The sequence below is a fragment of the Streptomyces sp. Pv4-95 genome (assembly GCF_045782725.1).
Taxonomy (GTDB): domain Bacteria; phylum Actinomycetota; class Actinomycetes; order Streptomycetales; family Streptomycetaceae; genus Streptomyces.
Genome location: NZ_CP127172.1, coordinates 4,394,661 through 4,418,321, shown reverse-complemented (window position 1 = coordinate 4,418,321; position 23,661 = coordinate 4,394,661). Strand labels below are relative to the sequence as shown.

Annotated in this window: 16 protein-coding genes, 5 tRNA genes and 1 riboswitch; of the genes, 12 read left to right on the top strand and 9 right to left on the bottom strand. The window is 71.1% G+C overall.

The window, feature by feature from the left end; genetic code table 11:
• The first annotated feature begins 24 nt into the window (after positions 1–24).
• From lhgO to QOM21_RS19340, 3 genes are all read left to right on the top strand, one after another.
• The gene (gene lhgO, locus QOM21_RS19350) at positions 25–1,245 is read left to right on the top strand and encodes an L-2-hydroxyglutarate oxidase (RefSeq protein ID WP_407551751.1); all 1,221 of its coding nucleotides are present in this window, start codon (positions 25–27) and stop codon (positions 1,243–1,245) included.
• Between the two features lie 88 nt (positions 1,246–1,333).
• Positions 1,334–2,182 carry a tRNA (guanosine(46)-N7)-methyltransferase TrmB gene (gene trmB / locus QOM21_RS19345; protein ID WP_407551750.1) on the top strand — a complete coding sequence of 283 codons (849 nt, stop codon included), beginning with the start codon at positions 1,334–1,336 and terminating at the stop codon, positions 2,180–2,182.
• A 28-nt stretch (positions 2,183–2,210) separates the two neighbouring features.
• On the top strand, positions 2,211–3,575 hold the full coding sequence (locus QOM21_RS19340; protein ID WP_407551748.1) for a PrsW family intramembrane metalloprotease: 1,365 nt from the start codon (positions 2,211–2,213) through the stop codon (positions 3,573–3,575).
• 60 nt (positions 3,576–3,635) lie between these two features.
• On the opposite strand, the gene QOM21_RS19335 is transcribed toward QOM21_RS19340, so the two are convergent.
• A complete protein-coding gene (locus QOM21_RS19335) occupies positions 3,636–4,592 on the bottom strand; it encodes a YDG/SRA domain-containing protein (RefSeq protein WP_407551746.1) in 957 nt (318 codons plus the stop codon).
• A 162-nt stretch (positions 4,593–4,754) separates the two neighbouring features.
• Here QOM21_RS19335 and QOM21_RS19330 point away from each other — a divergent pair, with 162 nt between their 5' ends.
• A complete protein-coding gene (locus QOM21_RS19330) occupies positions 4,755–5,057 on the top strand; it encodes a hypothetical protein (RefSeq protein ID WP_407551744.1) in 303 nt (100 codons plus the stop codon).
• A gap of 144 nt (positions 5,058–5,201) precedes the next feature.
• Here the strand turns inward: QOM21_RS19330 and QOM21_RS19325 are convergent, their stop codons facing one another.
• Together QOM21_RS19325 and QOM21_RS19320 are read right to left on the bottom strand one after the other, a co-directional pair.
• Positions 5,202–6,143: an aldo/keto reductase gene (locus tag QOM21_RS19325; RefSeq protein ID WP_407551742.1), complete on the bottom strand. Its 942-nt coding sequence runs from the start codon at positions 6,141–6,143 to the stop codon at positions 5,202–5,204.
• Positions 6,144–6,299: 156 nt separating this feature from the next.
• Complete coding sequence (locus QOM21_RS19320) at positions 6,300–7,520, bottom strand: M23 family metallopeptidase (RefSeq protein WP_407551740.1); 1,221 nt, start codon at positions 7,518–7,520, stop codon at positions 6,300–6,302.
• A gap of 11 nt (positions 7,521–7,531) precedes the next feature.
• A riboswitch (cyclic di-AMP (ydaO/yuaA leader) is annotated at positions 7,532–7,675 on the bottom strand.
• Positions 7,676–8,213: 538 nt separating this feature from the next.
• Here QOM21_RS19320 and QOM21_RS19315 point away from each other — a divergent pair.
• Positions 8,214–9,320 (top strand): DUF2332 family protein, encoded by a 1,107-nt coding sequence (locus QOM21_RS19315; protein WP_407551739.1) that lies wholly within the window; start codon positions 8,214–8,216, stop codon positions 9,318–9,320.
• Positions 9,321–9,357: 37 nt separating this feature from the next.
• Here the strand turns inward: QOM21_RS19315 and QOM21_RS19310 are convergent, their stop codons facing one another.
• From QOM21_RS19310 to QOM21_RS19290, 5 genes are all read right to left on the bottom strand, one after another.
• Positions 9,358–10,437, bottom strand: coding sequence for a PP2C family protein-serine/threonine phosphatase (locus QOM21_RS19310; RefSeq protein WP_407555724.1), 1,080 nt, complete (start codon positions 10,435–10,437; stop codon positions 9,358–9,360).
• Between the two features lie 521 nt (positions 10,438–10,958).
• Positions 10,959–11,031: transfer RNA gene (locus tag QOM21_RS19305), tRNA-Lys, on the bottom strand.
• Positions 11,032–11,367: 336 nt separating this feature from the next.
• On the bottom strand, positions 11,368–13,587 hold the full coding sequence (locus QOM21_RS19300; protein WP_407551737.1) for a DEAD/DEAH box helicase: 2,220 nt from the start codon (positions 13,585–13,587) through the stop codon (positions 11,368–11,370).
• A gap of 225 nt (positions 13,588–13,812) precedes the next feature.
• The gene (locus QOM21_RS19295; protein WP_407551735.1) at positions 13,813–14,427 is read right to left on the bottom strand and encodes a hypothetical protein; all 615 of its coding nucleotides are present in this window, start codon (positions 14,425–14,427) and stop codon (positions 13,813–13,815) included.
• 202 nt (positions 14,428–14,629) lie between these two features.
• Positions 14,630–14,980 carry a metallopeptidase family protein gene (locus QOM21_RS19290; protein WP_393893243.1) on the bottom strand — a complete coding sequence of 117 codons (351 nt, stop codon included), beginning with the start codon at positions 14,978–14,980 and terminating at the stop codon, positions 14,630–14,632.
• Between the two features lie 195 nt (positions 14,981–15,175).
• Here QOM21_RS19290 and QOM21_RS19285 point away from each other — a divergent pair, with 195 nt between their 5' ends.
• The 4 genes from QOM21_RS19285 to QOM21_RS19270 all read left to right on the top strand — a co-directional run bounded on the left by QOM21_RS19285 (position 15,176) and on the right by QOM21_RS19270 (position 17,173).
• Positions 15,176–16,816 carry a metallophosphoesterase gene (locus QOM21_RS19285; RefSeq protein WP_407551733.1) on the top strand — a complete coding sequence of 547 codons (1,641 nt, stop codon included), beginning with the start codon at positions 15,176–15,178 and terminating at the stop codon, positions 16,814–16,816.
• Positions 16,817–16,899: 83 nt separating this feature from the next.
• Positions 16,900–16,972, top strand: a tRNA-Glu gene (locus QOM21_RS19280).
• Between the two features lie 48 nt (positions 16,973–17,020).
• Positions 17,021–17,095, top strand: a tRNA-Asp gene (locus QOM21_RS19275).
• A 4-nt stretch (positions 17,096–17,099) separates the two neighbouring features.
• Positions 17,100–17,173: transfer RNA gene (locus tag QOM21_RS19270), tRNA-Phe, on the top strand.
• A 170-nt stretch (positions 17,174–17,343) separates the two neighbouring features.
• On the opposite strand, the gene QOM21_RS19265 is transcribed toward QOM21_RS19270, so the two are convergent.
• On the bottom strand, positions 17,344–18,420 hold the full coding sequence (locus QOM21_RS19265; protein WP_407551731.1) for an ABC transporter permease: 1,077 nt from the start codon (positions 18,418–18,420) through the stop codon (positions 17,344–17,346).
• Between the two features lie 193 nt (positions 18,421–18,613).
• Here QOM21_RS19265 and hrpA point away from each other — a divergent pair, with 193 nt between their 5' ends.
• The 3 genes from hrpA to QOM21_RS19250 all read left to right on the top strand — a co-directional run bounded on the left by hrpA (position 18,614) and on the right by QOM21_RS19250 (position 23,486).
• Positions 18,614–22,696: an ATP-dependent RNA helicase HrpA gene (hrpA, locus tag QOM21_RS19260; protein ID WP_407551729.1), complete on the top strand. Its 4,083-nt coding sequence runs from the start codon at positions 18,614–18,616 to the stop codon at positions 22,694–22,696.
• A 95-nt stretch (positions 22,697–22,791) separates the two neighbouring features.
• Positions 22,792–22,866 (top strand) — tRNA-Asp (locus QOM21_RS19255).
• Between the two features lie 386 nt (positions 22,867–23,252).
• A complete protein-coding gene (locus QOM21_RS19250) occupies positions 23,253–23,486 on the top strand; it encodes a DUF6274 family protein (RefSeq protein WP_407551728.1) in 234 nt (77 codons plus the stop codon).
• Positions 23,487–23,661: the final 175 nt, after the last annotated feature.

Genomic DNA, 23,661 nt, shown 5'->3' with positions numbered 1-23,661 from the left:
CGGTCATGCGGTTGGGGAGGTGCAGTGGCGGCGTACGACTGCGATGTACTGGTGATCGGTGCCGGCATCGTCGGGCTCTCCACGGCCTATGCGATCACGCGTGCCGCACCCGGCACCCGCGTCGTGGTGCTGGAGAAGGAGCCCGGTCCCGCCCGCCATCAGACCGGGCGCAACAGCGGCGTGATCCACAGCGGCATCTACTACCCGCCCGGCTCGCTCAAGGCCCGCTTCGCCCTCCAGGGCTCGGCGGAGATGGTCAAGTTCTGCGCGGAACACGACATCCCCCACGACGTCACCGGCAAGCTGATCGTCGCCACCGAGCGCAGCGAGCTGCCCCGACTGCACGGCTTGATCCAGCGCGGCCGGGAACACGGCCTGCCGGTGCGCGAACTGGGCCCCGCCCAGATAACCGAGTACGAACCCGAGGTGCGCGGCCTGGCCGCCATCCATGTCGGCACGACAGGGGTGTGCGACTTCGGTGCGGTGGCCCGCCGTTTCGCCCGGCTCGCCACGGACGCCGGCGCCGAGATCGCCTACGGCGCGGAGGTCACCACCATCGGCCGCCGGCCCGGCCGCGTCGCGGTCCGCACGGCCGACGGCACGGTCCGTCGCGCCCGCGCCCTCGTCAACTGCGCCGGTCTGCAGTGCGACCGCATCGCCCGGCTCGCGGGCGACCCGCCGGGCATGCGGATCGTCCCGTTCCGCGGCGAGTACTTCACCCTCGCCCCGGAGCGCGCCGACCTCGTCCGCGGCCTGGTCTACCCCGTCCCCGACCCGGCCTTCCCCTTCCTCGGTGTCCACCTCACCCGCGGCATCGACGGCGCCGTCCACATCGGCCCGAACGCCATCCCCGCCCTGGCCCGCGAGGGCTACGACTGGGGCACCGTGCGCCCCGCGGAGCTGGCCGGCACCCTCGCCTTCCCCGGCTCCTGGCGGATAGCCCGCCGCCACTGGCGCTACGGCGCCGGCGAGCTGCGCCGCTCCCTGTCCCGCCGCGCCTTCACCGACGCGGTCCGCCGCCTCCTCCCGGCCGCCCGCGAGGACGACCTCGTGCCCTCCCCGGCCGGCGTCCGCGCCCAGGCCGTCCTCCCCGACGGCACCCTCGTCGACGACTTCCTCTTCGCCGAGTCCCCCGGCATCGTCCACGTCCTCAACGCCCCGTCCCCCGCCGCCACGGCCTCCCTCCCCATCGGCCGCGAGGTGGCGCGGCGGGTGCTGCGGGTGCTGGGGGTGCTGGAGAAATGAGGGAAACACGGCGGCTGGAGCCTGCGGCCCTACGGTGAGACGGCCGCGTGGGAGTTCCCCCGCCGTCCATCCGTAGAATCGTCACACTGTGTCCGAGAACCCCCTCACCCCCGCACCCGACGCCCCCGCGACCGATGGCGCCCCGCCCGCGGTCGCCCCGGACGCCGGCGGTTCGACCGTTTCCGGCAGCGCTTCCGCTTCCCGCCGCGGTGGGCCGATGTTCCCCGACGGGACCGGCCCCGCCGCCGACCCCGCGGGCTCGCACCACGAGCGCCGCATCCGCTCCTTCCAGCCCCGCCGCAGCCGCGTCTCGCCCAGCCAGGCCGACGCGCTGCGCCGCCTGTGGCCGACGTGGGGACTGGACATCGACGGCCTCTCCCGTATCGACCTCGACGCGTTCTTCGACGGGCTGCCGGTCGTCCTGGAGATCGGCTTCGGCATGGGTGAGGCAACGGCCCAGATGGCTGCCGCCGACCCCGCCACCGGCATCCTCGCCTGCGACGTCCACACCCCCGGGCAGGGCAATCTGCTCGGTCTCGCGGAGCGCAACGGGCTGACCAACGTCCGGGTGGCCAACGGCGACGCGATCATCCTCCTGCGCGAGATGCTCGCCCCCGGCTCCCTGGCCGGCCTACGTGTCTACTTCCCCGACCCCTGGCCGAAGAAGCGCCACCACAAGCGCCGGCTGATCCAGCCGGAGTTCCTCACGCTGGCGACCACCCGGCTCGCACCGGGCGCCCTGGTGCACTGTGCGACCGACTGGGAGCCGTACGCCGAGCAGATGCTGGAGGTCCTCTCGGCCGAACCGACGCTGGAGAACCTCCACCCCTCCTACGCGCCCCGGCCGGACTTCCGCCCGCTCACCAGGTTCGAGGGACAGGGCCTGGACAAGGGGCACGTCGTCCACGACCTGCTCTTCCGCCGCCGGGCGGTGTAGCGAGCGCGGGCCTGGTTAGGGTCCTTGGGTGTCTCCGTCCCAGCCGCCCCCGCTTCCGCCCCGCCCGGCGTACGCGCCCCACTCACGCCCACCGGCCCACGGCCCCGCCCTCGGCCATGCGCCCGCGCATCGCCGACCGGCGCCCTGGCACAGCAAGACCGTGCGCGCCATCGCGCTTGTCTCGCTCCTCGCGCTGTGCGGCGTGGTCATCATCGGGATCGTCCGCGGGCAGACCGGCACGGAGGGCTTTCTGGTCGGGCTCGGACTCGCCGTCTTCCCGGTGCCGCCGCTGATCGCGGCGTTCTGCTGGCTCGATCACATAGAACCCGAGCCGTGGCGCAACCTCGCCTTCGCCTTCGCCTGGGGTGCCTGCGCGGCCACCCTCGTCGCGGTGCTGGCCAACGGCTTCGCCACCGACTGGCTGGCCGCCAACGTCGCCGCCACGTCCGCGTCGGACGCCGAGACCTGGGGGGCGACCGTCATCGCCCCGGTCGTCGAGGAGTCGGTCAAGGCAGCGGCCGTCCTCCTCCTCTACCGCTTCCGCCGACGCGACTTCGACGGCATCACGGACGGCATCGTCATCGCCGGCATCACCGCCACCGGCTTCGCCTTCACCGAGAACATCCTCTACCTGGGCAGCGCCTTCGGCCAGGACCAGTCCCTGGGCCACTCCGGCCTGGACTCGGCCACCGCGGGCACCTTCTTCATCCGCGTCGTCGTGTCCCCGTTCGCGCATCCGCTCTTCACGACCCTGACCGGCCTGGCCTTCGGCATAGCCGCCGTCCGCTATCCCCGCCGCCGCGCCGCCAGGACCGCACTGCCCGTACTCGGCCTGCTCACCGCCGTACTGCTGCACTCCATCTGGAACAGCGCCTCGTCCCTCGGCGACCTGGGCTTCCTCACGATCTACGGCCTGTTCATGGTCCCCGTGTTCATCACCGTGACCTGGCTGGCCATATGGGCCCGCCGACAGGAACTCCTCTCCCTGCGCGGCTACCTCGCCCCCTACGCCGCCGCCGGCTGGCTCGCCCCCGCCGAACCGACCGCCCTGTCCTCCCTCAAGACCCGCACGCTGGCCCGCAACATAGCCCGCCGCGCCCAGGGCCCCGCCGCCGCCCGCGCCGTCACCGAATACACCACCCTCGCCACGGCTCTCTCCTTCCACCGCCGCCGCGCCCACCTCACCGGCCCCACCCCCGACTTCACCACCCGAGAAGCCGACCTCCTCCACCAACTCACGCGCTACCGCCCCTGGGCCCACCCGGCACTGGCCCAGGCATTGGTCACTACGCATCGGCCGGTGGCACCTGGGTGGCCGGCGCCGACGGCCGCACCCCCGCCAGCAAATGGCTCGTACGCTGATCGTTCGTCCACCGATCCCAGCCCCTGGTGACCCACATCGATCTGCATTCGCCGGAGATCAGACGGGCATCACCAGGAAGCCTCGGATTATCTACGCCCGGTCGCCGAAAAGGTCCGGGGAGACCGTTCGCCCCTCCCAACGACTTCGGTGCTGACGTACCCGATCCACATCTATTTGATGGTCCTTGACCCGCTGCAATGCGCGGATGAACTTCTGCGTCAGCCCGTCGATCACATCGAACCCATCCGTGATGTGACGAGCACCACGATCAAAGAGCGCATGGCAGTTGGGACAGAGACACAGGATGTTCTCCACCTTGTCCGGACCGTTGTGCGGCGCCCCCAACGCCTGGATATGAGCCGCCTCGCTAATGGCATTTCCATCTGGCGAAACCACCAAGCGAAGGCCACACATCTGGCAGGTGTTGTCGTACATTTCTTTGACGGTTTGGACAACCTTGGAATCGCGCAGACGGCGCTCGTACGTGACGGTACGCCGCACCTGCTCCTCTAGGTCGGTGGCTGCATCCTCGTCCGGCGCCACCGGCTGGGGCTTCGCCTTCTCGCCCGGTTCCATCTTAAGGAGACGAAACTGGCAGACGCGGAACCCTTCTTTGCCTATGGTCATCCAGTGTTCCGCCACACGGAACAGACCGCAGTATTGGTAGCCGCCAGTGGGCTGCCGCCGCGCCGAACTGATCTTCAACCCGCGAATGACCCGTACGGGGTTCCCCAGCGCCTGGTTCAACAGAAGGCCGGCGTTTCCTCGCGAGTCCATGGTCTGATCAGCAACCATGCACTTCGTGTTCCGGTCGCGACCACCCTCACCCGTATAGATGATCTCGGTCTCGCCGTACGCATCGTCGAGGTATCCGCCGGAGAGCACAATGGAATCTACGCCCTTTGCTGCGGTCCCCGAGATTCCCATTCCTAATTGACGGTGGACTCCCGCGGCGTGCAACTCCGCGTGCCCCTTGAAGTGTTGCCCTTCGTGTACACCTGGTGGTGTACCGAACGTAACGGGGTTTGCTGCTCTCGCCTTCGCCATGCGCGAATGATGCCAACTCTGCGATCACTGCATGCCTTACGTGACCAGACTGTGGTGTCTCACACAGGCCGCCGAGTCCAGATGATCGGAATACCGCCTCCGTTTCCGCATGGACACGGGCGTAGCCTCCGGGGAGTTGTCTCTCATCTGGAGGTTCATGCGATGTCCCGCGTACCGACAAGTGTGGTGGCTGGAACTGGTCTTGTGGCTGGCTACGCCGTCGCGCGTTGGACCAAGAAGCGGCCGCTTGGTGGGGTGGCGCTGGCTGCGGCCGGCGCCGTGGCGGCGCGGGAGTGGCAGCGGAAGGCCGGTGGGGCGACGGCTGCGGCGTTGAGTGGGGCTTATGTGGCCGCGTTTGCCGGGTCGCATCCGTTGGCGAAGAAGATCGGGGCGTGGCCCTCTGTGTTCACAGTGGCCGGTGGGGTCGCGCTCGCCTCGTGGGTGACGGTCGATCGACGGAAGTAGCGGAAGTAGAAGTAGACGAACCAGCGGACGCCCCGGCGTAGGAGCAGGGCCTCCCCCACGGTCTGGGCACGGGCTGCACGCATTGAGGGCGGCCGCGCACCCACGCGCTGCCGCCCTCAGTGATGGTGCCGGAAGGGATGGCCCTCAGGCCGATGCCTCTGTGAGGAGGGTCAGGTCTTCGTCGGTCAGGGTGAGTTCGCCGACCGCGAGGAGTGCCGGGAGCTGGGCCACCGTGCGGGCGCTGGCGATCGGGGCCGCGATGGTGGGGCGGGTGGCGAGCCAGGCGAGGGCGACGGTGGCGATCTCGGCCTCGTGGGCGACCGCGACGGTGTCGAGGGCCTGGAGGACACGGCGGCCCCGGTCGGTCGTCAGGTGCTTGGCGGCGCCTTCGGCGCGGGCACTGTCGACGCTCGCGCCGGGGCGGTACTTGCCGGTCAGGAAGCCCGAGGCGAGGGCGTAGTACGGGACCGCGGACAGGCCGTTGCGGGCGGCGACGTCGGCGAGTTCGCCCTCGTAGGTCTCGCGGGAGACAAGGTTGTAGTGCGGCTGCAGGGCGACGTAGCGGGCCAGGCCCTCGCTCGTGGAGAAGGCCAGGGACTCCTCCAGGCGCCGCGCGGAGATGTTGGACGCGGCGATCTCGCGGACCTTGCCGGCCCGTACGAGGTCGTCGAGCGCGGTCAGGAACTCCGAGACCTCGACCGACTCATCGTCGTAGTGGGTGTAGTAGAGGTCGATGTAGTCGGTGCGCAGGCGGGTCAGGGACTCGTCGACGGCGCCCTTGATGGTGGCGGCGGACAGGCCCTTGTGGTCGGGGTGGGCGCCGACCTTGGTGGCGATGACGACGTCCTCGCGGTTGCCGCGGGCGGCCAGCCAGTTGCCGATCACGGTCTCGGACTCGCCGCCCTTGTTGCCCGGCACCCAGGCCGAGTAGACGTCTGCGGTGTCGATGAAGTTGCCGCCGCCCGCCACGTACGCGTCGAGCACGGCGAAGGACTCGGCTTCGTCCGCCGTCCAGCCGAAGACATTGCCGCCGAGGGACAGAGGGGAGACGGAGAGCGAGCCGAGGGTCTTGTGTGTCGCGGTCATGCGTGGTTGCAGCGTCGGTTCGGAAGGGAAAATTCCCCCGCCGAGCCCGAACCTCGTCCCCGCCCCTCAGGACGCGGCCTCCAGCACAACGGCTCGCGCGGCTGCCGGGGCGAACCCTCCACCGGATCGCGCCCCCGCTGCCGCCTCACGCGCCTCTCAGACACTCACCCCGTGGTCGCGCAGCCACGTCATCGGGTCGATGGGGTCGCCGGCGTCCGGGCGGACCTCCAGGTGGAGGTGCGGGCCGGTGACGTTGCCGGTGGCGCCGACGCGGCCGATGACGTCACCGGCCTTGACCTCGCCGGAGGTCTTCACCATGGACGACAGGTGGCAGAACCAGAGTTCGGTGCCGTCGTCCATGGTCAGGACGATGCGGTAGCCGTACGAGCCGGCCCAGCCGGCCTGGGTGATGGTGCCGGAGTGCACGGCCTTGACGAGAGTGCCGGTCGGTGCGGCGAAGTCCTGACCGGTGTGGTCGGCGGACCAGCGGTCGCCGGCCTGCCCGAAGCTCGCGGTGAGGGTGTACGAGGAGACGGGGGCGATGAAGCTCCGCGCCAGCTTGGCGAGGCGCTCGGCCTCCGCCTTCTCGCGGGCGGCCTCCGCCGCCTCGCGCTTGGCCTCCAGCTCCGCGGCCTTCTTGGCCTCGGCAGCCTTCTCGGCCACCTTCTGGTGCTCGGCCGCGGCCTCCTCGGCCTTCTCGATGGCCGCGTCTTGGGCGGCATCGCGCGCCTGCTGCTCACCGGCGCCCTGCTGGGCATCGGCCTGCTGCAGGATGCGGTTGCGCAGCGTCTCGCCCGCGTCCTTGCCCTGGGAGGCGAGGGGGGCGCCGGCGACCGCGGAGTCCGCGCCGCCCGCTGCCGATGCGGCGGAATCGGAGCTCTGGTCGGCGTCGGAGTCGGATATGAGGCCGCCGATGCCGGGGAGCGACTTGGCGTCCGGCAGCTTCTCGGCGAGGTCGTCGGCCATGCCGCCGACGTCCGGCATCGAGATCGGGACCGGCGGCCGGCCCTCGGCCGTGGCCATCCCGCCGGCACCGACCGCGGCGATCACGCCGACGCCCAGGACGGTGCTGCTGCGGGCGAGTCCGCCGCCGCGCTGTCTGGCCACCCGGTGCTTGCCGCGGACGGGGCGGATGGACTCCTCGGTGGGATTCCACTCCTCCCACTCCCCGTCGCCGTCACGGTCGGCGGCGGGGAATCCGAATCCGGAGTCCCGCCCGTCGAGGTGACCTCGGTGTTCAGGGAATCTCTGGCCACCGAAGGCCGCTGGGCCGTCAGGGGAACCCGGGTCGTCGAGGGGGCCGGGCCCGTCGAAGACACTCCGGTCGTCGAGGTCGTAGGCGGACGGAACCTCGGGGGCAGGCCTGTTGGACGCCACGGGGGCGCACTCCTTTCCTTCCTTCTCGCCTACCGGGTTAGCTGACGGGTTCGGAGCAGGAAGGTCTCCTACGGGCACCCTCTGACGAGGGCGTCCGATTCACCCCAAGGTGGTGGTTCCCCGGTTCCCTTGGTGCAGTTCGGTGCGGTTCGGTGCGCCTTCGGCAGACTCGGCAGGGCCGGTGCGTTCCGCGGCTCCGGCCGACGGCTTCGGGGCTTCGGCGCGACTCGGGGCTCTTCGGTGCGCCGGAGCAGGCCGTGCGGCCGGCCGGTGCGAGATGCGGTGGCGGCGTGCGCGACGTGCAGAAGGTGCGTGAAGTGCGGGAGTTACGTGAAGTTCGAAGCGAGGGTGGAGATACGGAGGGTGCGGCATTGCCGGGAGTGCTGGAGGTACGGGAGTGCGTGAAGTGCGCTTACGGGATTCGGCGTCGGCGCGCGGTGCCGCCACTTGCGACGGCTGGGACGACCGCGCTGCGTTATCGGACAGTAATAGAGATGGCCACTGAATTCCAAGCGTTCCCGGGAATCCGTATGTGCTCCGTAGGAGCTTTGGCGTGGACTTTTTCACCCACGAGCGCCCCAATCCGGGCGAGTTGACCAACCGGCTCCAAACGATCTCCCGACGATCGTGCGCCAGTCGTTATGCGGAGGGGTGCCCGACCATCACGGAGCGTGAGAGCAGTAACGTCGGATCATGGTCGTCAACGTCGTCAACAGCGCGCAGACAGTGGCCGATCGGTACCGGGAGTTCTCCTGGCAGCAGGCGCGGGGGCAGTCCGACGCCCACGAGGAGCTGACCGCGCGGATCAGTCAGGACGCCGAGTTCTGCGACGTGCTCGCGGGGTCGCTGCCCGCGGGGAACAAGCAGCAGCCCAATCTCCTCCTCGCCGCCGTCCGCTATCTCGACGGTCCGCACGCCGAACAGGGCCCGCACGGTGAGGCCGCGTACGGACGCTGGCGGGAGTGGACGATCCGGCACTGGGACGAGGTCCGCGCCGTGATCATGCAGCGCGCCACCCAGACCAACGAGCCCGCCCGCTGCGCCACCCTGCTCCCGCTGCTCGCCCGGCTGCCGCAGCCGCTGGCACTGCTCGAGGTCGGCACGTCGGCCGGGCTGTGCCTGCACCCCGACCGCTACCGCTACCGCTACGAGGGCGGCGCCGAGGGAGGCGGCCACGGCACCCAGGAAGTGGGCGCCCCGGGCAGCCCGGTGACGTTCACGTGCCGCACGAGCCGGGCGACTCCCCCGCCGGCGGACGCGCCGCCCGCGCCCACCGCGCTGCCGGAGGTCGTCTGGCGCGCGGGCATCGATCTGGACCCGCTTGACCCGGTCACCCGGCCCGACGACCACCGCTGGCTGCAGGCCCTGGTCTGGCCCGGGCAGCGGGCGCGCGCGGACCGGCTCGCGGCCGCCGTCGAAGCGGTACGGGACGCGCCCCGGCCCACGCTCGTCCGCGGGGATCTCGTCGACGAGCTGCCGGCGCTGGCCGCGGCGGCCCCGCGGGAGGCGACGCTGGTCATCTTCCACAGCGTCGCTCTGATGTATCTGCCGCCGGCCCGCCGTGCGGAGTTCGCCCGGCTCGTACGGTCCGTCCTGGCCGAGCGGGGCGGTCCAGGGCACTGGATCTCCAACGAGCACCACACCGAGCTGCCCTGGATCACCGACCCGGCGCACGATGCCCTGCCGCCCGAGTACGCGCATCTGCTGACCCTGTCGCTGGACGAACAACCGGTCGCCCTCACCGGCCCGCACGGACAGATCCTGCACTGGCTCCGGGAACCCGTCCTCGGGGCGCGATGACGGCCCTGGCCGGACGCGCCGGAGGCGGAGCCGCCGCCTATACCCCCAGCGGCCGCTGCAGCGCGAGCAGCGCCATGTCGTCGGCGGGCGCCCCTCCCGTGTGCCGCGCGACGTCCTTCACCAGCAGGTCGAGGAGGTCCGCCGGGCCGTTGAAATGGCGGCCGCGCAACTTGGCCGACGGGTCGTAGAACCGGTTGGCCAGGTTGCGGGCCTCGGTCACCCCGTCGGTGAACAGCAGCAGCAGCGAACCGGCCGGGAAGAACGTCTCGTCCGCCCGGTCCGGCCACCCCGCCACCTCGCTCATCCCCAGCGGCAGCGCCGGCGTCGAAGGGGCCAGTTCCAGCAGGCCGCCGTCCGGGGCGAGCAGCAGCGGGGGCGGGTGGCCGCGGTTGAGGACGCGCAGCACGGCGTGCTCCTTGGAGGGAACCTCCGCCAGGACGGCCGTGGTGAACCCCTCGAACTGGTCCAGCCCGTCGCGTCTCCCGCCCTCGCGCTGCAGCGCCCGCTCCAGCCGGCCCGCCACCGCCTCCAGCGAGGTCTCCTGCTCCGCCGCCTCCCGGAAGGCGCCGATGACGACCACCGCGGCCTCCACCGCCTCCAGCCCCTTGCCGCGCACATCGCCGACGATCAGCCGTACGCCGTGCGGAGTGTCCTGCACGGCATAGAGATCGCCCCCGATCCTGGCGTCCGCCCGCGCCCCCACGTAGCGCGCGGCGACCGCGAGGCCGCCGATCCGCTCCGCGGGCGGCGGCAGGACGGCCCGCTGGACGGCCTCGGAGACATCGCGTACGGAGGCGAGCCGGGCATCGTTCCTGCGGACGGCGCGGTTGATGCCGAGAGCCAGCACGGCGACGATCACCACGGTCACGGCCTCGGTGGCCGACTCATGGGTGTCCTGGGTGCCGTGATAAACGACGGACCAGAGCTCGCCGACGACGGCCGCCAAGGCGACGATCGCCGTGGTGCGCAGCGAGTGGAGCGGTGCCGCGACGAGCGGGGCGGCGGAGAAGAACGGCGAGGCGGTGTACTGCTCCGGCGTCGCGATGTCGAAGACCACGCCGCCGACGATCAGGATGAGCGGCAGCCGGCGCGCCAGCCGGCGGCTCCAGGGCGACATCCGCTCGCGGCGCGGCAGCCGCTCCTCGTCGCCCGGGCGGGCCCTGCCGCTTCCCAGTACCCGCACCGGCTCTCTGCTCCCGCCCGCCACTCACGGCGCCGGCATCGGTCATGGCGTCGGTCGTCGGCCATGGTGTGCGGCGCCCTCGGCTCACCCAAGGCTTTCCGCTACGGGGCGAAGGGGCGAGTCCTCAGGGGCCGGACGGGTCACGCGTGCGGGCCCGGACCGTAGCGCCTCCGTCGTGGCCGTCACAGCCATCGCAGTTGTCGCAGCCGTCACGGTCGTCACGTAAGAGACCACCACCCGAAAGCGGGCAAATCCGGGACCGGCGCCGGGGCCTGACGGGACGACCGGGACGACGAAGGCCGCCGGACGGCACCGCACACGCCGGCCCCGCACCCACCGCCCCGGGAACACCACCCGGCCGGCCCCGCCCCCGGACACAGCTGCGCCCCGGGGCGCTCTCGCGCACACCGGGGCACAAAATTGCTGGTCAACCCCTTACGGGGCATCAGAAACGGTGGGCCATCAGGGGCTCGAACCCTGAACCAATGGATTAAAAGTCCACTGCTCTGCCAATTGAGCTAATGGCCCGCACCGAGCAGCATAGCCCGACCATGCGCCCCAGCCCGAAGCCATTGGGCATCAGCGGTCCTGACGCGCATGCCCGGGCCCTCCCCGAGCCACTCCCACCACACCGCCGACAGCTCCCACGGACCAAAATCCGGTCACCCGCACACGCCTGCCGAGCCGCCCGGAGAACCACGCAACCCAGGTCCCCTACCCGGGAGCCAACGCGCCGGGCAACCCGCCCTGCCCCGGCCAACGCACAGGGCCCGTACGGCACTTGCGTGTCGTACGGGCCCTGCGTTGCCTCAGTTGTCGACCGTGCCGCCCGAAGTGATCGGCCGGCACGGTCAGACGGAACCGTCAGCCGTTGCGCTTCCAGCGCGGCTTGTCGTCACGGCGGCCGAAGGAGCCGGTCGCGGTGCCGGTGCCACGGTGCTCGTCACGACGGCCGTGCGGACGGTCGCCGCCACCGGAGCGGTAGCCACCGGACGCCGGACGGCCACCGGAGCGGTCGTCGCGGTTGAACGGGCGGTCGCCGCCACCGGAACGGTAGCCACCGGACGCCGGACGCCCACCGGAGCGGTCGTCGCGGTTGAACGGACGGCTGGGACGGTCGCCGCGGTCGCGGTTGAAGCCGCCGCCGGTGCGGTCGTCACGGCGGTCGCGGCTGAAGCCGCCGCCGGAGCGGTCATCACGACGGTCACGGTTGAAACCGCCACCAGAACGGTCATCACGACGGTCACGGTTGAAGCCACCACCCGACCGGTCATCACGACGGTCACGGTTGAAGCCACCGCCCGACCGGTCATCACGACGGTCACGGTTGAAACCGCCACCAGAACGGTCATCACGACGGTCACGGTTGAAGCCACCACCCGACCGGTCATCACGACGGTCACGGTTGAAGCCACCACCGGACCGGTCATCACGACGGTCACGGTTGAAACCGCCACCGGAACGGTCATCACGACGCTCACGGCGGTCGAAGTTGCCGCGGTCGTCACGACGGTCGTCACGGCGCTCGTAGGAGGAGGAGCGACGCGGGGCATCGTCCGACGTGGCCTGGGCCGGCACGGTGACCTCGGGCGCCTCGGCGGCGGCCTCCTCGGTCACGGCAGCGGCGGCGAGCGCCTCGGCCGGGTCCTCGCCGCGCTCGCGGGCGGCGCGGGCGGTCAGCCGGTCCGCCTCCTCGCGCAGCTCGGTGGCGCGGCGCTGCAGGCGCTCCAGCTCACGGGTGAGCTCGGCCACCTCGCGCTCCGCCTGCTTGGCGGAGTTGTTGGCACCGTCGGCCTGGACCTCGGTGAGCGAACGCGCGCCGGTGATCCGGGCGACGTCGTCGTCGAAGGCACCGGCGCCGCCGACGATGTGGCGCGAGGCGTCCACGCCCGCGTCCTCCATCAGGCGGAAGATCTGCCGGCGCTGGTGCGGCAGCGACAGCGAGACGACCGTGCCGGACTGGCCGGCGCGAGCGGTACGGCCCGAGCGGTGCAGGTAGTCCTTGTGGTCACCGGCGGGGTCGACGTTCAGGACCAGGTCGATGCCGTCGACGTGGATACCGCGGGCGGCGACGTCGGTCGCGACGAGCGCGTTGACGTAGCCGTCCTTGAAGTCCGCGAGGACCCGCGTACGGGCGCCCTGCGTCATGCCGCCGTGCAGCGCGTCGGCCTTCACGCCCGCGTCGACGAGCTGCTCGGCGATGCGGTCGGCGCCCAGCTGGGTGCGGACGAAGATGATCGTGCGGCCCTTGCGGGCGGCGATGGCGGCGGTGACCGGCGCCTTGTCCTTCGGCTTCACGACGAGGACGTGGTGCGTCATGGTCGTGACGTTGCCCTGGGCGCTGTCGACCTCGTGGCTGACCGGGTCGGTCAGGTAACGCTTGACCAGCGTGCCGATCTCGTTCTCCATCGTGGCGGAGAACAGCATCCGCTGACCGCCGGACGGAACCTGGTCGAGCAGCTCGGTGACCTCGGGCAGGAAGCCCAGGTCGGACATCTGGTCGGCCTCGTCGAGGACCGCGACCTGGACGTTCTCCAGGGAGCAGGCGCCACGGTTGATGATGTCGCGCAGCCGGCCCGGGGTGGCGACGAGGACGTCGACACCGCGCTCCAGGGCGTAGATCTGGTTGCCCATGGACGTGCCGCCGCAGACGACCTTCATCTTCAGCCCGAGGACGTCGCCGTAGGGCTGGAGGGCGTCCGCGACCTGCATCGCGAGCTCACGGGTCGGGGTCAGGATGACCGCGCGGGGCTTCTTCTTCTCGGTGTGGCCACCGGCGAGCTGCGCCAGCGTCGGCAGACCGAAGGAGAGGGTCTTGCCGGAGCCGGTACGGCCACGGCCGAGGATGTCCTTGCCGGCCAGGGCGTCCGGGATGGTCGCGGCCTGGATCGGGAAGGGCGTGGTGACGCCGTTCTGGGCCAGCTTGCGGACGACGCCCTCGGGCAGTCCCAGGGAGTCGAAGGTGACGGTCGGCTCGGCCGGCTCGTCGATCACCGGGGCGGCGGCCGTCTCGGCCGTCTCGATCGCCTCGGGAGCCGTCTGCTCGTCTGCGGGCATGACGGACTGCTCAGTGGAAATTGACATGCGAAATGCGAAACCTTCCGGAGTCTCGGCACGCGCCCAAACTCCGTGTGTTTCACAAAGACCGCCTCTATGCGGTCAGCCACGGCAAGGGAGAGAACGCGCCACGCGGCGCGCTTCTTTTCTGGCGCCGGGCAAATGGGATCAAACGATCTACCACCATACGCACTCCGCCCCCGGGAAGGCAAATACGCCCCCCGAAGGCCGCTCCCGCCCTCGCCGCGCCGCTCACGCGCCCGGGTCGACCTGCGAGGACATCGGGGAGGAGGGGAACAGGCCGGACGCCTGCGCCGAGGGCGGCGGACTGCTCGGCTGCGGAGTGGGTTCCGCGGGCGGCGTGCTGGGGGGCGTCGAGGGCGGTGGTGAGGACGGCCGGTCGGGGTGCGAAGGCGCCGGGTCCGGGTTGCCACCGGACCCGCCATGGGCGGCGCCGGGCTCCGGACCGGACGGCTCCACCGGATGCTTCGGCGTCGCCGGCACCGATGCCTTCGGCGTCGCGCGCGCCGAAGGCTCCGCGGCCTCCTCGGCGCCGGCCATCCGCTGCGCTTCGCCGTTACGCCCCATCCGCCGGGGGCCTTCGCCGCGCCCGTCGGCGGTGACCCCGCCGGGTCCGGGCTCCGCGTCCTTCCCGTCCTGCCGGGCGGTGCTGCCCGACGGCTTCGGGGGCTCCGCGTCACTCACGCTCAGGCAGCCGGCCAACGAGGCGGCCAACGCCGAGACGGTCACCGCGGCGGCGGTGACCCGGGCCAGCGGCCGGCCCGTGGACGGGGCCGGGACGGAGCGAGCGGAGCGGGCGGGGCGCCGGGGGACGGCGGACGGCGCGGGGGACGGCGCGGCGCTCACCGACGGGGACGGCGTCGGTGAGGGACGGGCGACGGAACCGCCAGGGGGACCGGCAACGGGATCGGGAACAGGGCGGTGACGGGAAGGGATCGGGCGCACGGGCGGGGACCTCCGGATCCGGAGCGCAGGGACAGCGGCGACGGACGCCCTGCCCAACTCCCGCCCCGGGCTTGAGGACACGCGTACCGCAGGCCGGATCGGCTCAGCCGTAGCCCAGCGCGTGCAGCCGCTCGTCGTCGATGCCGAAGTGGTGCGCGATCTCGTGAACGACCGTCACCTCGGTCTCGGTGACCACGTCCTCGCGCGTCGCGCACATCCGCAGTGTGGGCCCCCGGTAGATCGTGATCCGGTCCGGGAGCACGCCCGCGTACCACTCCCCGCGGTCGGTGAGCGGCGTCCCTTCGTAGAGCCCGAGCAGCTCGGGGTCCTCGGACGGGGGCTCGTCCTCGACGAACACCGCCACGTTGTCCATCAGCCGGGTCAGCTCCGGGGGGATCCGGTCCAGCGCCTCTGCGACCAGTTCCTCGAACTCCTCGCGCGTCATTTCCAGCACACCACCATTCTCCGCTACCCGGCCCCGGAACCGGGCGTCGAGGACCGCGGTCGGCGCGCGTCCCCGGGCCGCACCACCGGCCCCACGCTCCCTTCCCGCACCACCGCTCCCGCACGCATGACCCGTGACAGGCATCCCGCCATGGACCGGAACCCGCCCCGCTTACCGGGCGCCGCGGTGGGGCATACGGGCCCAATGGCCCGCGTAGCGCGCTCCCGGACACAGCCCACCGCCCCCTCGGCACCTCTCCCGCTCCGGCTGCTCCGAGCCACGCTCGACGGCGTACGGAGACTGCCCGGAACCGTCCGCCGCCACTACCGCTCCCGCCGTACGGCCCCCACCTCGGCCCTCGTCCCGTCGTCGCACCCCTGGCCCCGCGCCCTCGGCCTGGCGGGCGTCACCGTGCTGGGCGCCTGGCTCGGGCTGCTCGTCATCGGCGGCATCCACGCACCGGTCGGCCCGATGGACACCCACATGACCCTGCGCCCCTCCCTGACCGGCGGCACCAGGATCAACGTCTCACCGCTCGGCGACCTGGAACTCAGCAGCCACCACGGCCCCGTACGGCTCGACGTCGACGTCGACCGACTCGACCCGGTCCGCTCCCAGGACCTGGTCGACCACCCCGAGCGGTTCGCCGGCCTGCAGGCGCAGGTCACCCACGACGTCACCCGCGGCACCGCGGGGCTCGCCCTGAACGCCTGTGCCGCCGTGGCCTTCGGCGCCACCGCTCTGGGCCTGGCCGTCTACCGCAGGCCCCGCCGCGCCCTGGCCGCCGGCGGCCTGGCGCTGGCCCTCCTCGCCACCTCCGGGGCGGCCGCCTACGCCACCTGGAACCCGAAGTCCGTCCTGGAGCCGAAGTTCTCCGGGCTGCTCTCCTCGGCCCCGTCCGTCGTCGGCAACGCACGCAACATCGTCAGCGAATTCAACGTCTACCAACAGGAGTTGGCGCGCCTGGTCACCAACGTCACCAAGCTCTACGACGCCACCTCGACACTGCCGACGTACCAGCCGGACCCCACCACCATCCGGGCGCTGCACGTCTCCGACATCCACCTCAACCCCGGCAGCTGGCGGATCATCGAATCCCTGGTCGAGCAGTACCGGATCGACGTGATCATCGACACCGGCGACACCATGGACCACGGCTCGGCCGCCGAGAACCACTTCCTGGACCCGGTCTCCACCCTCGGCGCCCCGTACGTCTGGGTGCGCGGCAACCACGACTCGCGGACCACCCAGAAGTACCTGACCGGGCGCAAGCACGTCACCGTTCTCGACGACGGCAGGGTCACGCAGGTCGCCGGGCTGCGCATCGCGGGCGTGGGCGACCCTCAGTTCACCCCCGACCGCTCCGTGCTGCCCGCCGGGGACCCCTCCGAGCGGACCGCGGGCGGCAAGCTCGCCGACTCGCTGCGCACCCAGCGGCTGGCCGGTACGCCCGTCGACATCGCGCTGGCGCACAACCCCACCGCGGCGACCGAGGCGGACGGCCTGGCCCCGCTGGCCCTGGCCGGGCACATCCACCACCGCGAGAACACGATGCTCCCCCAGGGCACCCGCCTGATGGTCGAGGGCTCCACGGGCGGCGGGGGGCTGCGCGCGGTGCAGAACAAGAAGCCCGAGCAGGTCCGCGCCTCGGTGCTCTATATGGACCGCACGACCAAGCGGCTCCAGGCGTGGGACGAGATCACGCTCGGCGGCCTGGGCCTGTCGCGCGCCGAGGTGAGCCGGCACCTCCCACGGGAGAACCAGCCCGGCGCCACACCCCGGCCGCCCCGCTCCCCGAGCCCCTCCGTGGAGCCGTCCACGTCCCCCTCGGAGAGCCCTGGGTAAACCGTTTTGGCGAACGGTCCCCCCATCCCATATGCTTCTCACGTCCCCGACGGCGCCGGTAACGACGCCAAGGTGGGCCATCAGCCCTCATCGTCTAGTGGCCCAGGACGCCGCCCTTTCAAGGCGGTAGCACGGGTTCGAATCCCGTTGGGGGCACGCATTACCGTGTGCGAGACTGGTTCACGCCGCTTTCGCACAATGCAAGGTCCTGTGGAGCAGTTTGGAGTGCTCGCCACCCTGTCAAGGTGGAGGCCGCGGGTTCAAATCCCGTCAGGACCGCTGCGGCTGGGTAGCTCAGTTGGTACGAGCGATCGCCTGAAAAGCGATAGGTCGCCGGTTCGACCCCGGCCCCAGCCACACCCTTTGGGAGAAGGCCCCGATCCTCTGGATCGGGGTCTTCTTCGTATGCGCGGGCACGGCGCCCCGCGAAGGAGCCGGGCAGGAGACGGCCGCAGGTGCGCCCCGGCAGCCGCCCAGGGCCCCCACCCGAACGCCGCCATCCCGTGATCGCCTCACGGGCCGCGCCGTCAGCCGGCGGCTTCCGCGTGTGCGGGGGCGGTCTCGCGGCCACCCGGGTGACGGTGGCGCCAGACCCAGAAGACCGTGCACGAGAGCACCGACCAGCCGGCCAGCACCAGGAACGGAAAGAGATGCTGGTGGTTACCGAAGTAGACGGCGGTGTGCTGGGCGTTGACCGAGCCTCCCGGCGGCAGCCAGCGGCCGATATGGCCCAGTGCGGACGGCAGCAGCGGCCAGGACACCGCGCCGCCCGAGGACGGGTTGCCGAGGAGCACCATCAGCCCCCAGGTGGGGATCATCGCCCAGCGCCCGATCAGGGTGTTGAACATCGTGAAGACCATGCCCGACGTGAACATCGTCAGCGCCAGGATCAGCCACGACTCCACGAACGGCAGATCCAGCGCCCCCAGCCACCAGTCCACCACCGCGGCGATGGCGAAGCCGCCCAACAGGGCGTACACCGCGGTGAACGCGATCCGCTCCGCGGGGTTGAGGGCGCGCGCGTGCACGCTGAGCTGGATGGCGCCCACGAAACCGATGATCACCGCGGCGAGCGAGATGTAGAAGAGCGCGAGCCCGCGCGGGTCGCCTTCCTGCAGCGGCTTGATGTCCTTGATCCGGACGTCCACCCCGACCGCCTTGCCGACCTTCACGCCCGCGTCGCGCAGCAGCTGCGCCACCGACGCGCCCGAGGCCCCGGCCACGTCCAGCTCCACGCCCCGGCCGCGCGGCCGCAGGATCGCGAACTCCCGCTGTTCCTCGACGGCCTCCACGGCCTCGCCGTAGGTGCCGTACCCGGTCAGCCGCAGCGAGGCGTTCAGCGCCTTCTCCATGCCCGCCGCGAACGCCTTCTCCTGCGGGTCGTCGAGCGAGCCGACCACGGCGGTCGGGATGTGCCGCGGCGCCGGCCTGGCCATGGTCGAGGTGTACGAGCCGGCGAACATCCCGGCGGCCGCCGCGACGATGAACACCAGCACGATGGCGGGGAGGAACGGTGATTCCTTGAACGCCGCCCATTTCTCCGCCCGGGTCGGACGCCTTCCATGGGCACCGTGCGGAACATGATCGCCGTGCTGATCAGACATGTGAACACGCTAAAGCAATGATCACGGACATACCCCCGCAGGTCCCCCTGCGCGGCGGCCCCGGCAGCCACGGCTTCGCCCCGTATCGACCGGTTCCCGCCACTGCCGCGAGGGCGCCGCGCCACCGGTGCCCCGGTTGCCGCCCGCAAATGGTTCGCCAGTCCGATCCGTGAGGTGAGATCCTGGGGGACGTATGTCCAGTCAGCCTGCCCCCGCCCTGCCCGCCCTGCTGGAGCGACTGCCCGAGCTGATGCTGCGCGACCAGCAGCGGCTGGGGCGTCGACTCGACGGCGCGCGCCGGATCCGTAAGCCCGAGGCCCGAGAGGCCGTGCTCGCCGAGATCTCCGACGGCATCGAGGAGGCGGAGCTGCGCGTTGCCCAGCGGCGCGCCGCGGTGCCCGACATCACGTACCCGGAAGAACTCCCGGTCAGCCAGAAGAAGGACGAGATCCTCGCCGCGATCCGCGACCACCAGGTCGTGATCGTCGCCGGGGAGACCGGGTCCGGCAAGACGACGCAGATCCCCAAGATCTGCCTGGAGCTCGGACGGGGCGTCCGCGGCCTCATCGGGCACACCCAGCCCCGCCGGATCGCGGCCCGTACGGTCGCCGAGCGGGTGGCCGAGGAGCTCAGGACGCCTCTGGGCGAGGCGGTCGGCTGGAAGGTCCGCTTCACCGACCAGGTCGGCGGCGACACCCTCGTCAAGCTGATGACCGACGGCATCCTGCTCGCCGAGATCCAGACGGACCGCGAGCTGCGCCAGTACGACACGATCATCATCGACGAGGCACACGAGCGCAGCCTCAACATCGACTTCATCCTGGGCTATCTGGCGCAGCTGCTGCCCAAGCGCCCGGATCTGAAGGTCGTGATCACCTCCGCGACCATCGACCCGGAGCGGTTCGCCAGGCACTTCGGCAGTTTCACCGCGGTGGACGCGCGTGAGGCCGAGGGCACGGCCCGGGAGGACGGTGCGGCGCCCGCCGGCGCCCCGATCGTCGAGGTCTCCGGGCGCACGTATCCGGTCGAGGTCCGCTACCGCCCACTGCTGGAGGAGGGCGGCCAGGAAGGCGACCGCGACCAGATCACCGCGATCTGCGACGCCGTCGACGAGCTCCAGGCCGAGGGGCCCGGCGACATCCTGGTCTTCCTCTCCGGCGAGCGCGAGATCCGCGACACCGCCGACGCGCTCAACAAGAAGAACCTGCGGTCCACCGAGGTGCTGCCGCTGTACGCCCGGCTCTCGCACGCCGAGCAGCACCGCGTCTTCCAGCGGCACACCGGCCGCCGGATCGTGCTCGCCACGAACGTCGCGGAGACCTCGCTGACCGTCCCCGGCATCCGGTACGTCATCGACCCGGGCATGGCCCGGATCTCCCGCTACAGCTTCCGCACCAAGGTGCAGCGGCTGCCGATCGAGCCGGTCTCGCAGGCCAGCGCCAACCAGCGCAAGGGCCGCTGCGGGCGTACCAGCGACGGCATCTGCATCCGGCTGTACTCCGAGGACGACTTCGTCAGCCGCCCGGAGTTCACCGATGCCGAGATCCTGCGCACCAACCTCGCCTCCGTCATCCTGCAGATGACCGCGGCCGGCCTCGGCGACATCGAGAAGTTCCCCTTCATCGATCCGCCGGACCGCCGCAACATCAAGGACGGCATCGATCTGCTGCACGAGCTCGGCGCGCTGGACGGCAAGCCGAAGTCGGGCGGCTCCGGGCGGGCGGGCCAGAAGGGGGCCCAGCGGCTCACCCCGCTCGGCCGCAAGCTCTCCCAGCTGCCGGTCGACCCGCGGCTGGCCCGGATGGTGCTGGAGGCCGACCGCAACGGCTGCGTCCGCGAGGTCATGGTGATCGCGGCGGCGCTGTCGATCCAGGACCCCCGCGAGCGGCCCTCGGACAAGCAGCAGCAGGCCGACCAGCAGCACGCCCGTTTCAAGGACGAGACCAGCGACTTCCTGGCCTTCCTCAATCTGTGGCGCTATGTGCGCGAGCAGCAGAAGGCACTGTCGTCGTCGGCATTCCGGCGTATGTGCCGGTCGGAGTTCCTGAACTACCTGCGGATACGCGAGTGGCAGGACATCTACTCCCAGCTGCGCTCGGTCGCCAAGACCATGGGCATTCACCTCAGCGAGGAGGATGCGGCGCCCGACCACATTCACACCTCCCTGCTTTCCGGTTTGCTTTCGCATATCGGACTCAAGGACACGGACGCCAAGAACGAGTATCTGGGCGCCCGCAGCGCCAAGTTCGCGGTCTTCCCCGGCTCCGCCCTCTTCAAGAAGCCCCCGCGCTGGATCATGTCCGCGGAGCTGGTCGAGACGTCCCGCCTGTGGGCCCGGGTGAACGCCAAGATCGAGCCGGAGTGGGTCGAGCCGCTGGCACAGCACCTGGTGAAGCGCACGTACAGCGAGCCGCACTGGGAGCAGAAGATGGCGGCGGTGATGGCGTACGAGCGGGTGACGCTCTACGGCGTGCCGATCGTCGCCCAGCGGAAGATCACCTACGGCCGTATCGATCCGGAGACCTCACGGGACCTGTTCATCCGTAACGCCCTGGTGGAGGGCGACTGGCGCACGCATCACCAGTTCTTCCATGACAACCGCAAACTCCTCGGCGAAGTCGAAGAGTTGGAGCACCGTGCGCGGCGCCGCGACATCCTCGTCGACGACGAGACGCTCTTCGACTTCTACGACCAGCGCATTCCGGCGGACATCGTCTCGGGGGCGCATTTCGACGCGTGGTGGAAGAAGCGCGGCCAGGCCGACGGCCCGGATCCGGAGCTGCTGAACTTCGAGCAGTCCATGCTCATCAACGAATCCGCGGAAGCCGTCACCAAGGACGACTACCCGGACTCCTGGCGCCAGGGAAAGCTGAAGTTCAAGGTCACCTACCAGTTCGAGCCCGGCGCGGACGCGGACGGCGTGACCGTCCATGTGCCCCTCCAGGTCCTCAACCAGGTCTCCTCCGAGGGCTTCGACTGGCAGATTCCCGGCCTGCGCGAGCAGCTGGTGACGGAGCTGATCCGCTCGCTGCCCAAGCCGATCCGCCGCAACTACGTCCCGGCGCCGAACTTCGCGGCCCGGTTCCTCGACTCCACGGTGCCGCTGCAGGGGGCCCTGACCGCGTCACTGGCCGCGGGGCTCCAGCGGATGGTGGGCGTACCGGTCCAGGCGGCGGACTTCGACACCGCCAAGGTCCCCGACCACCTCAAGATCACCTTCCGGGTGGTCGACGAGCGGCGCCGCAAGCTCGCCGAGGCCAAGGATCTCGAAGCGCTGCGGCTCCAGCTGAAGCCGAAGACCCGGGAAGCCATCTCCAAGGCGTTCGAGCAGGCCGCGGACCGGCCCGCGGAGGGCAAGGGCAGCAGGAGCGGCAAGGGCGACGGCCCCGCGCCGGCCGGACCGGAGCAGCGGACCGGCCTGACGTCCTGGACGATCGGCACGCTCGCGCGCACCTTCGAGACCCGGCGCGGGGGCCAGCCGCTCAAGGCGTACCCGGCCCTGGTGGACGAGGGCAGCAGCGTCGCCGTACGCCTCTTCGACACCGAGGCGGAGCAGCTGCAGGCCATGTGGGCGGGCACCCGCAGGCTCATCCTGCTCAACGTTCCCTCCAACCCCGCGAAGTTCGCGCAGGACAAGCTGAGCAACCAGCAGAAGCTCGCCCTCTCCCGCAATCCGCACGGCTCCATCGCGGCGCTGTTCGAGGACTGTGTGACGGCCGCCGCCGACCGCCTCATCGCGGCGCGCGGCGGTCCCGCGTGGGACGAGGAGTCCTTCCGGAAGCTGTTCGACGCGGTGCGCGCCGATCTGGTGGACGCGACGCTGAAGACCATCCAGCAGGCCCAGGAGGTGCTGGCCGCCTGGCAGGCGTGTGAGCGCCGGCTGAAGGCCACGACGTTCCCGTCGCTGCTGCCGTCGCTCGCGGACGTCAAGGAGCAGCTGGCGGCGCTCATCAAGCCGGGGTTCGTCACCGCGCACGGCGCCAAGCGGCTGCCGGACCTGATGCGCTATCTGGTGGCCATCGACCGGCGCCTGCAACAGCTGCCCACCAACGCCGAGCGGGATCGCACCCGGATGGCGAAGGTGAAGGAGATGCAGGACGAATACGCCTGGCTGCTGGAACAGTTCCCCCAGGGCCGCCCGGTGCCGGCCGCGGCCCTGGAGATCCGCTGGATGATCGAGGAGCTGCGGGTGAGCTACTTCGCGCACGCGCTGGGGACCGCCTATCCGGTCTCCGACAAGCGCATCGTGAAGGCCGTGGACGCCGCGGCGCCGTAGCCGCGGGCGGTCACCGGCATCGAGTTCGACCGCACCCCCTGACCTGCTGTACAGTCTTGCTTCGCAGCCCGCCGCAAGCGGAAAGCGAAACGCAAGGTCCTGTGGAGCAGTTTGGAGTGCTCGCCACCCTGTCAAGGTGGAGGCCGCGGGTTCAAATCCCGTCAGGACCGCATCATTTACGGCCCGCATCCGTCTCGGATGCGGGCCGTAACGCGTTTCGGGCGGGTGCCCCAGTGCACCTCGGACCGGAACCGCGGTTTCCGCACCGCACGCACCGCACGCACCGCACGCACGGACGCAGAGACGCAGGGGCGCACCACGAGCACCCTCGCAACCCCGCCTCCCCCTCGTGCCCTTCGCCACATCCCCCGCAGGCAAGCCGCCCTCCGCGCCCACCGCCCCGCAGCGGCATGACCTGTCCACTTGCCTGTCCGGAAGACGCGTCCACGTTGGCGCGAAGCCGCGGGTGGCGGGGCCCGTCGCCCGCTGCCGTCTTGACGGCCGTGGACGCCACCGGTACTCACAAAGGAGGCGCGGGGCCGGGGAGGTACGTGCGATGACGACACGGGCGAGGCACGAGACCAGGGCGCTGCTGCGCGCCCATCTGTCGGCCGCCGCGGGCTACCGCCATCTGACGCGGCACTGCCCCATCTGCCACCGGCTGCTACGGCTCGCCATGGAGCCGCACAGGACCCGCCGGGGGGCCTCGGCGCCCGAAGCCGGCGCCGCCTCCTCCCCGGCCGCCTGCGGGCCCTCGGGGACGGACGGCGAAAGTCCCTCGTCCCGTTGAGCGAAGTCGCCTCCCGCACCGCCCGTGCGGTGGGAGGCTGTTGAGCGGGAATCGGCGAAAGTGCACTACCGCAGCGGCCGTACCGCCTTCAAGGACCACGCCATGTGACGGGTGTCACCGAACAACTTTTGCGAAGTAGGGAACTTACACCCTCCCTACAACCTGTCAATTTAAT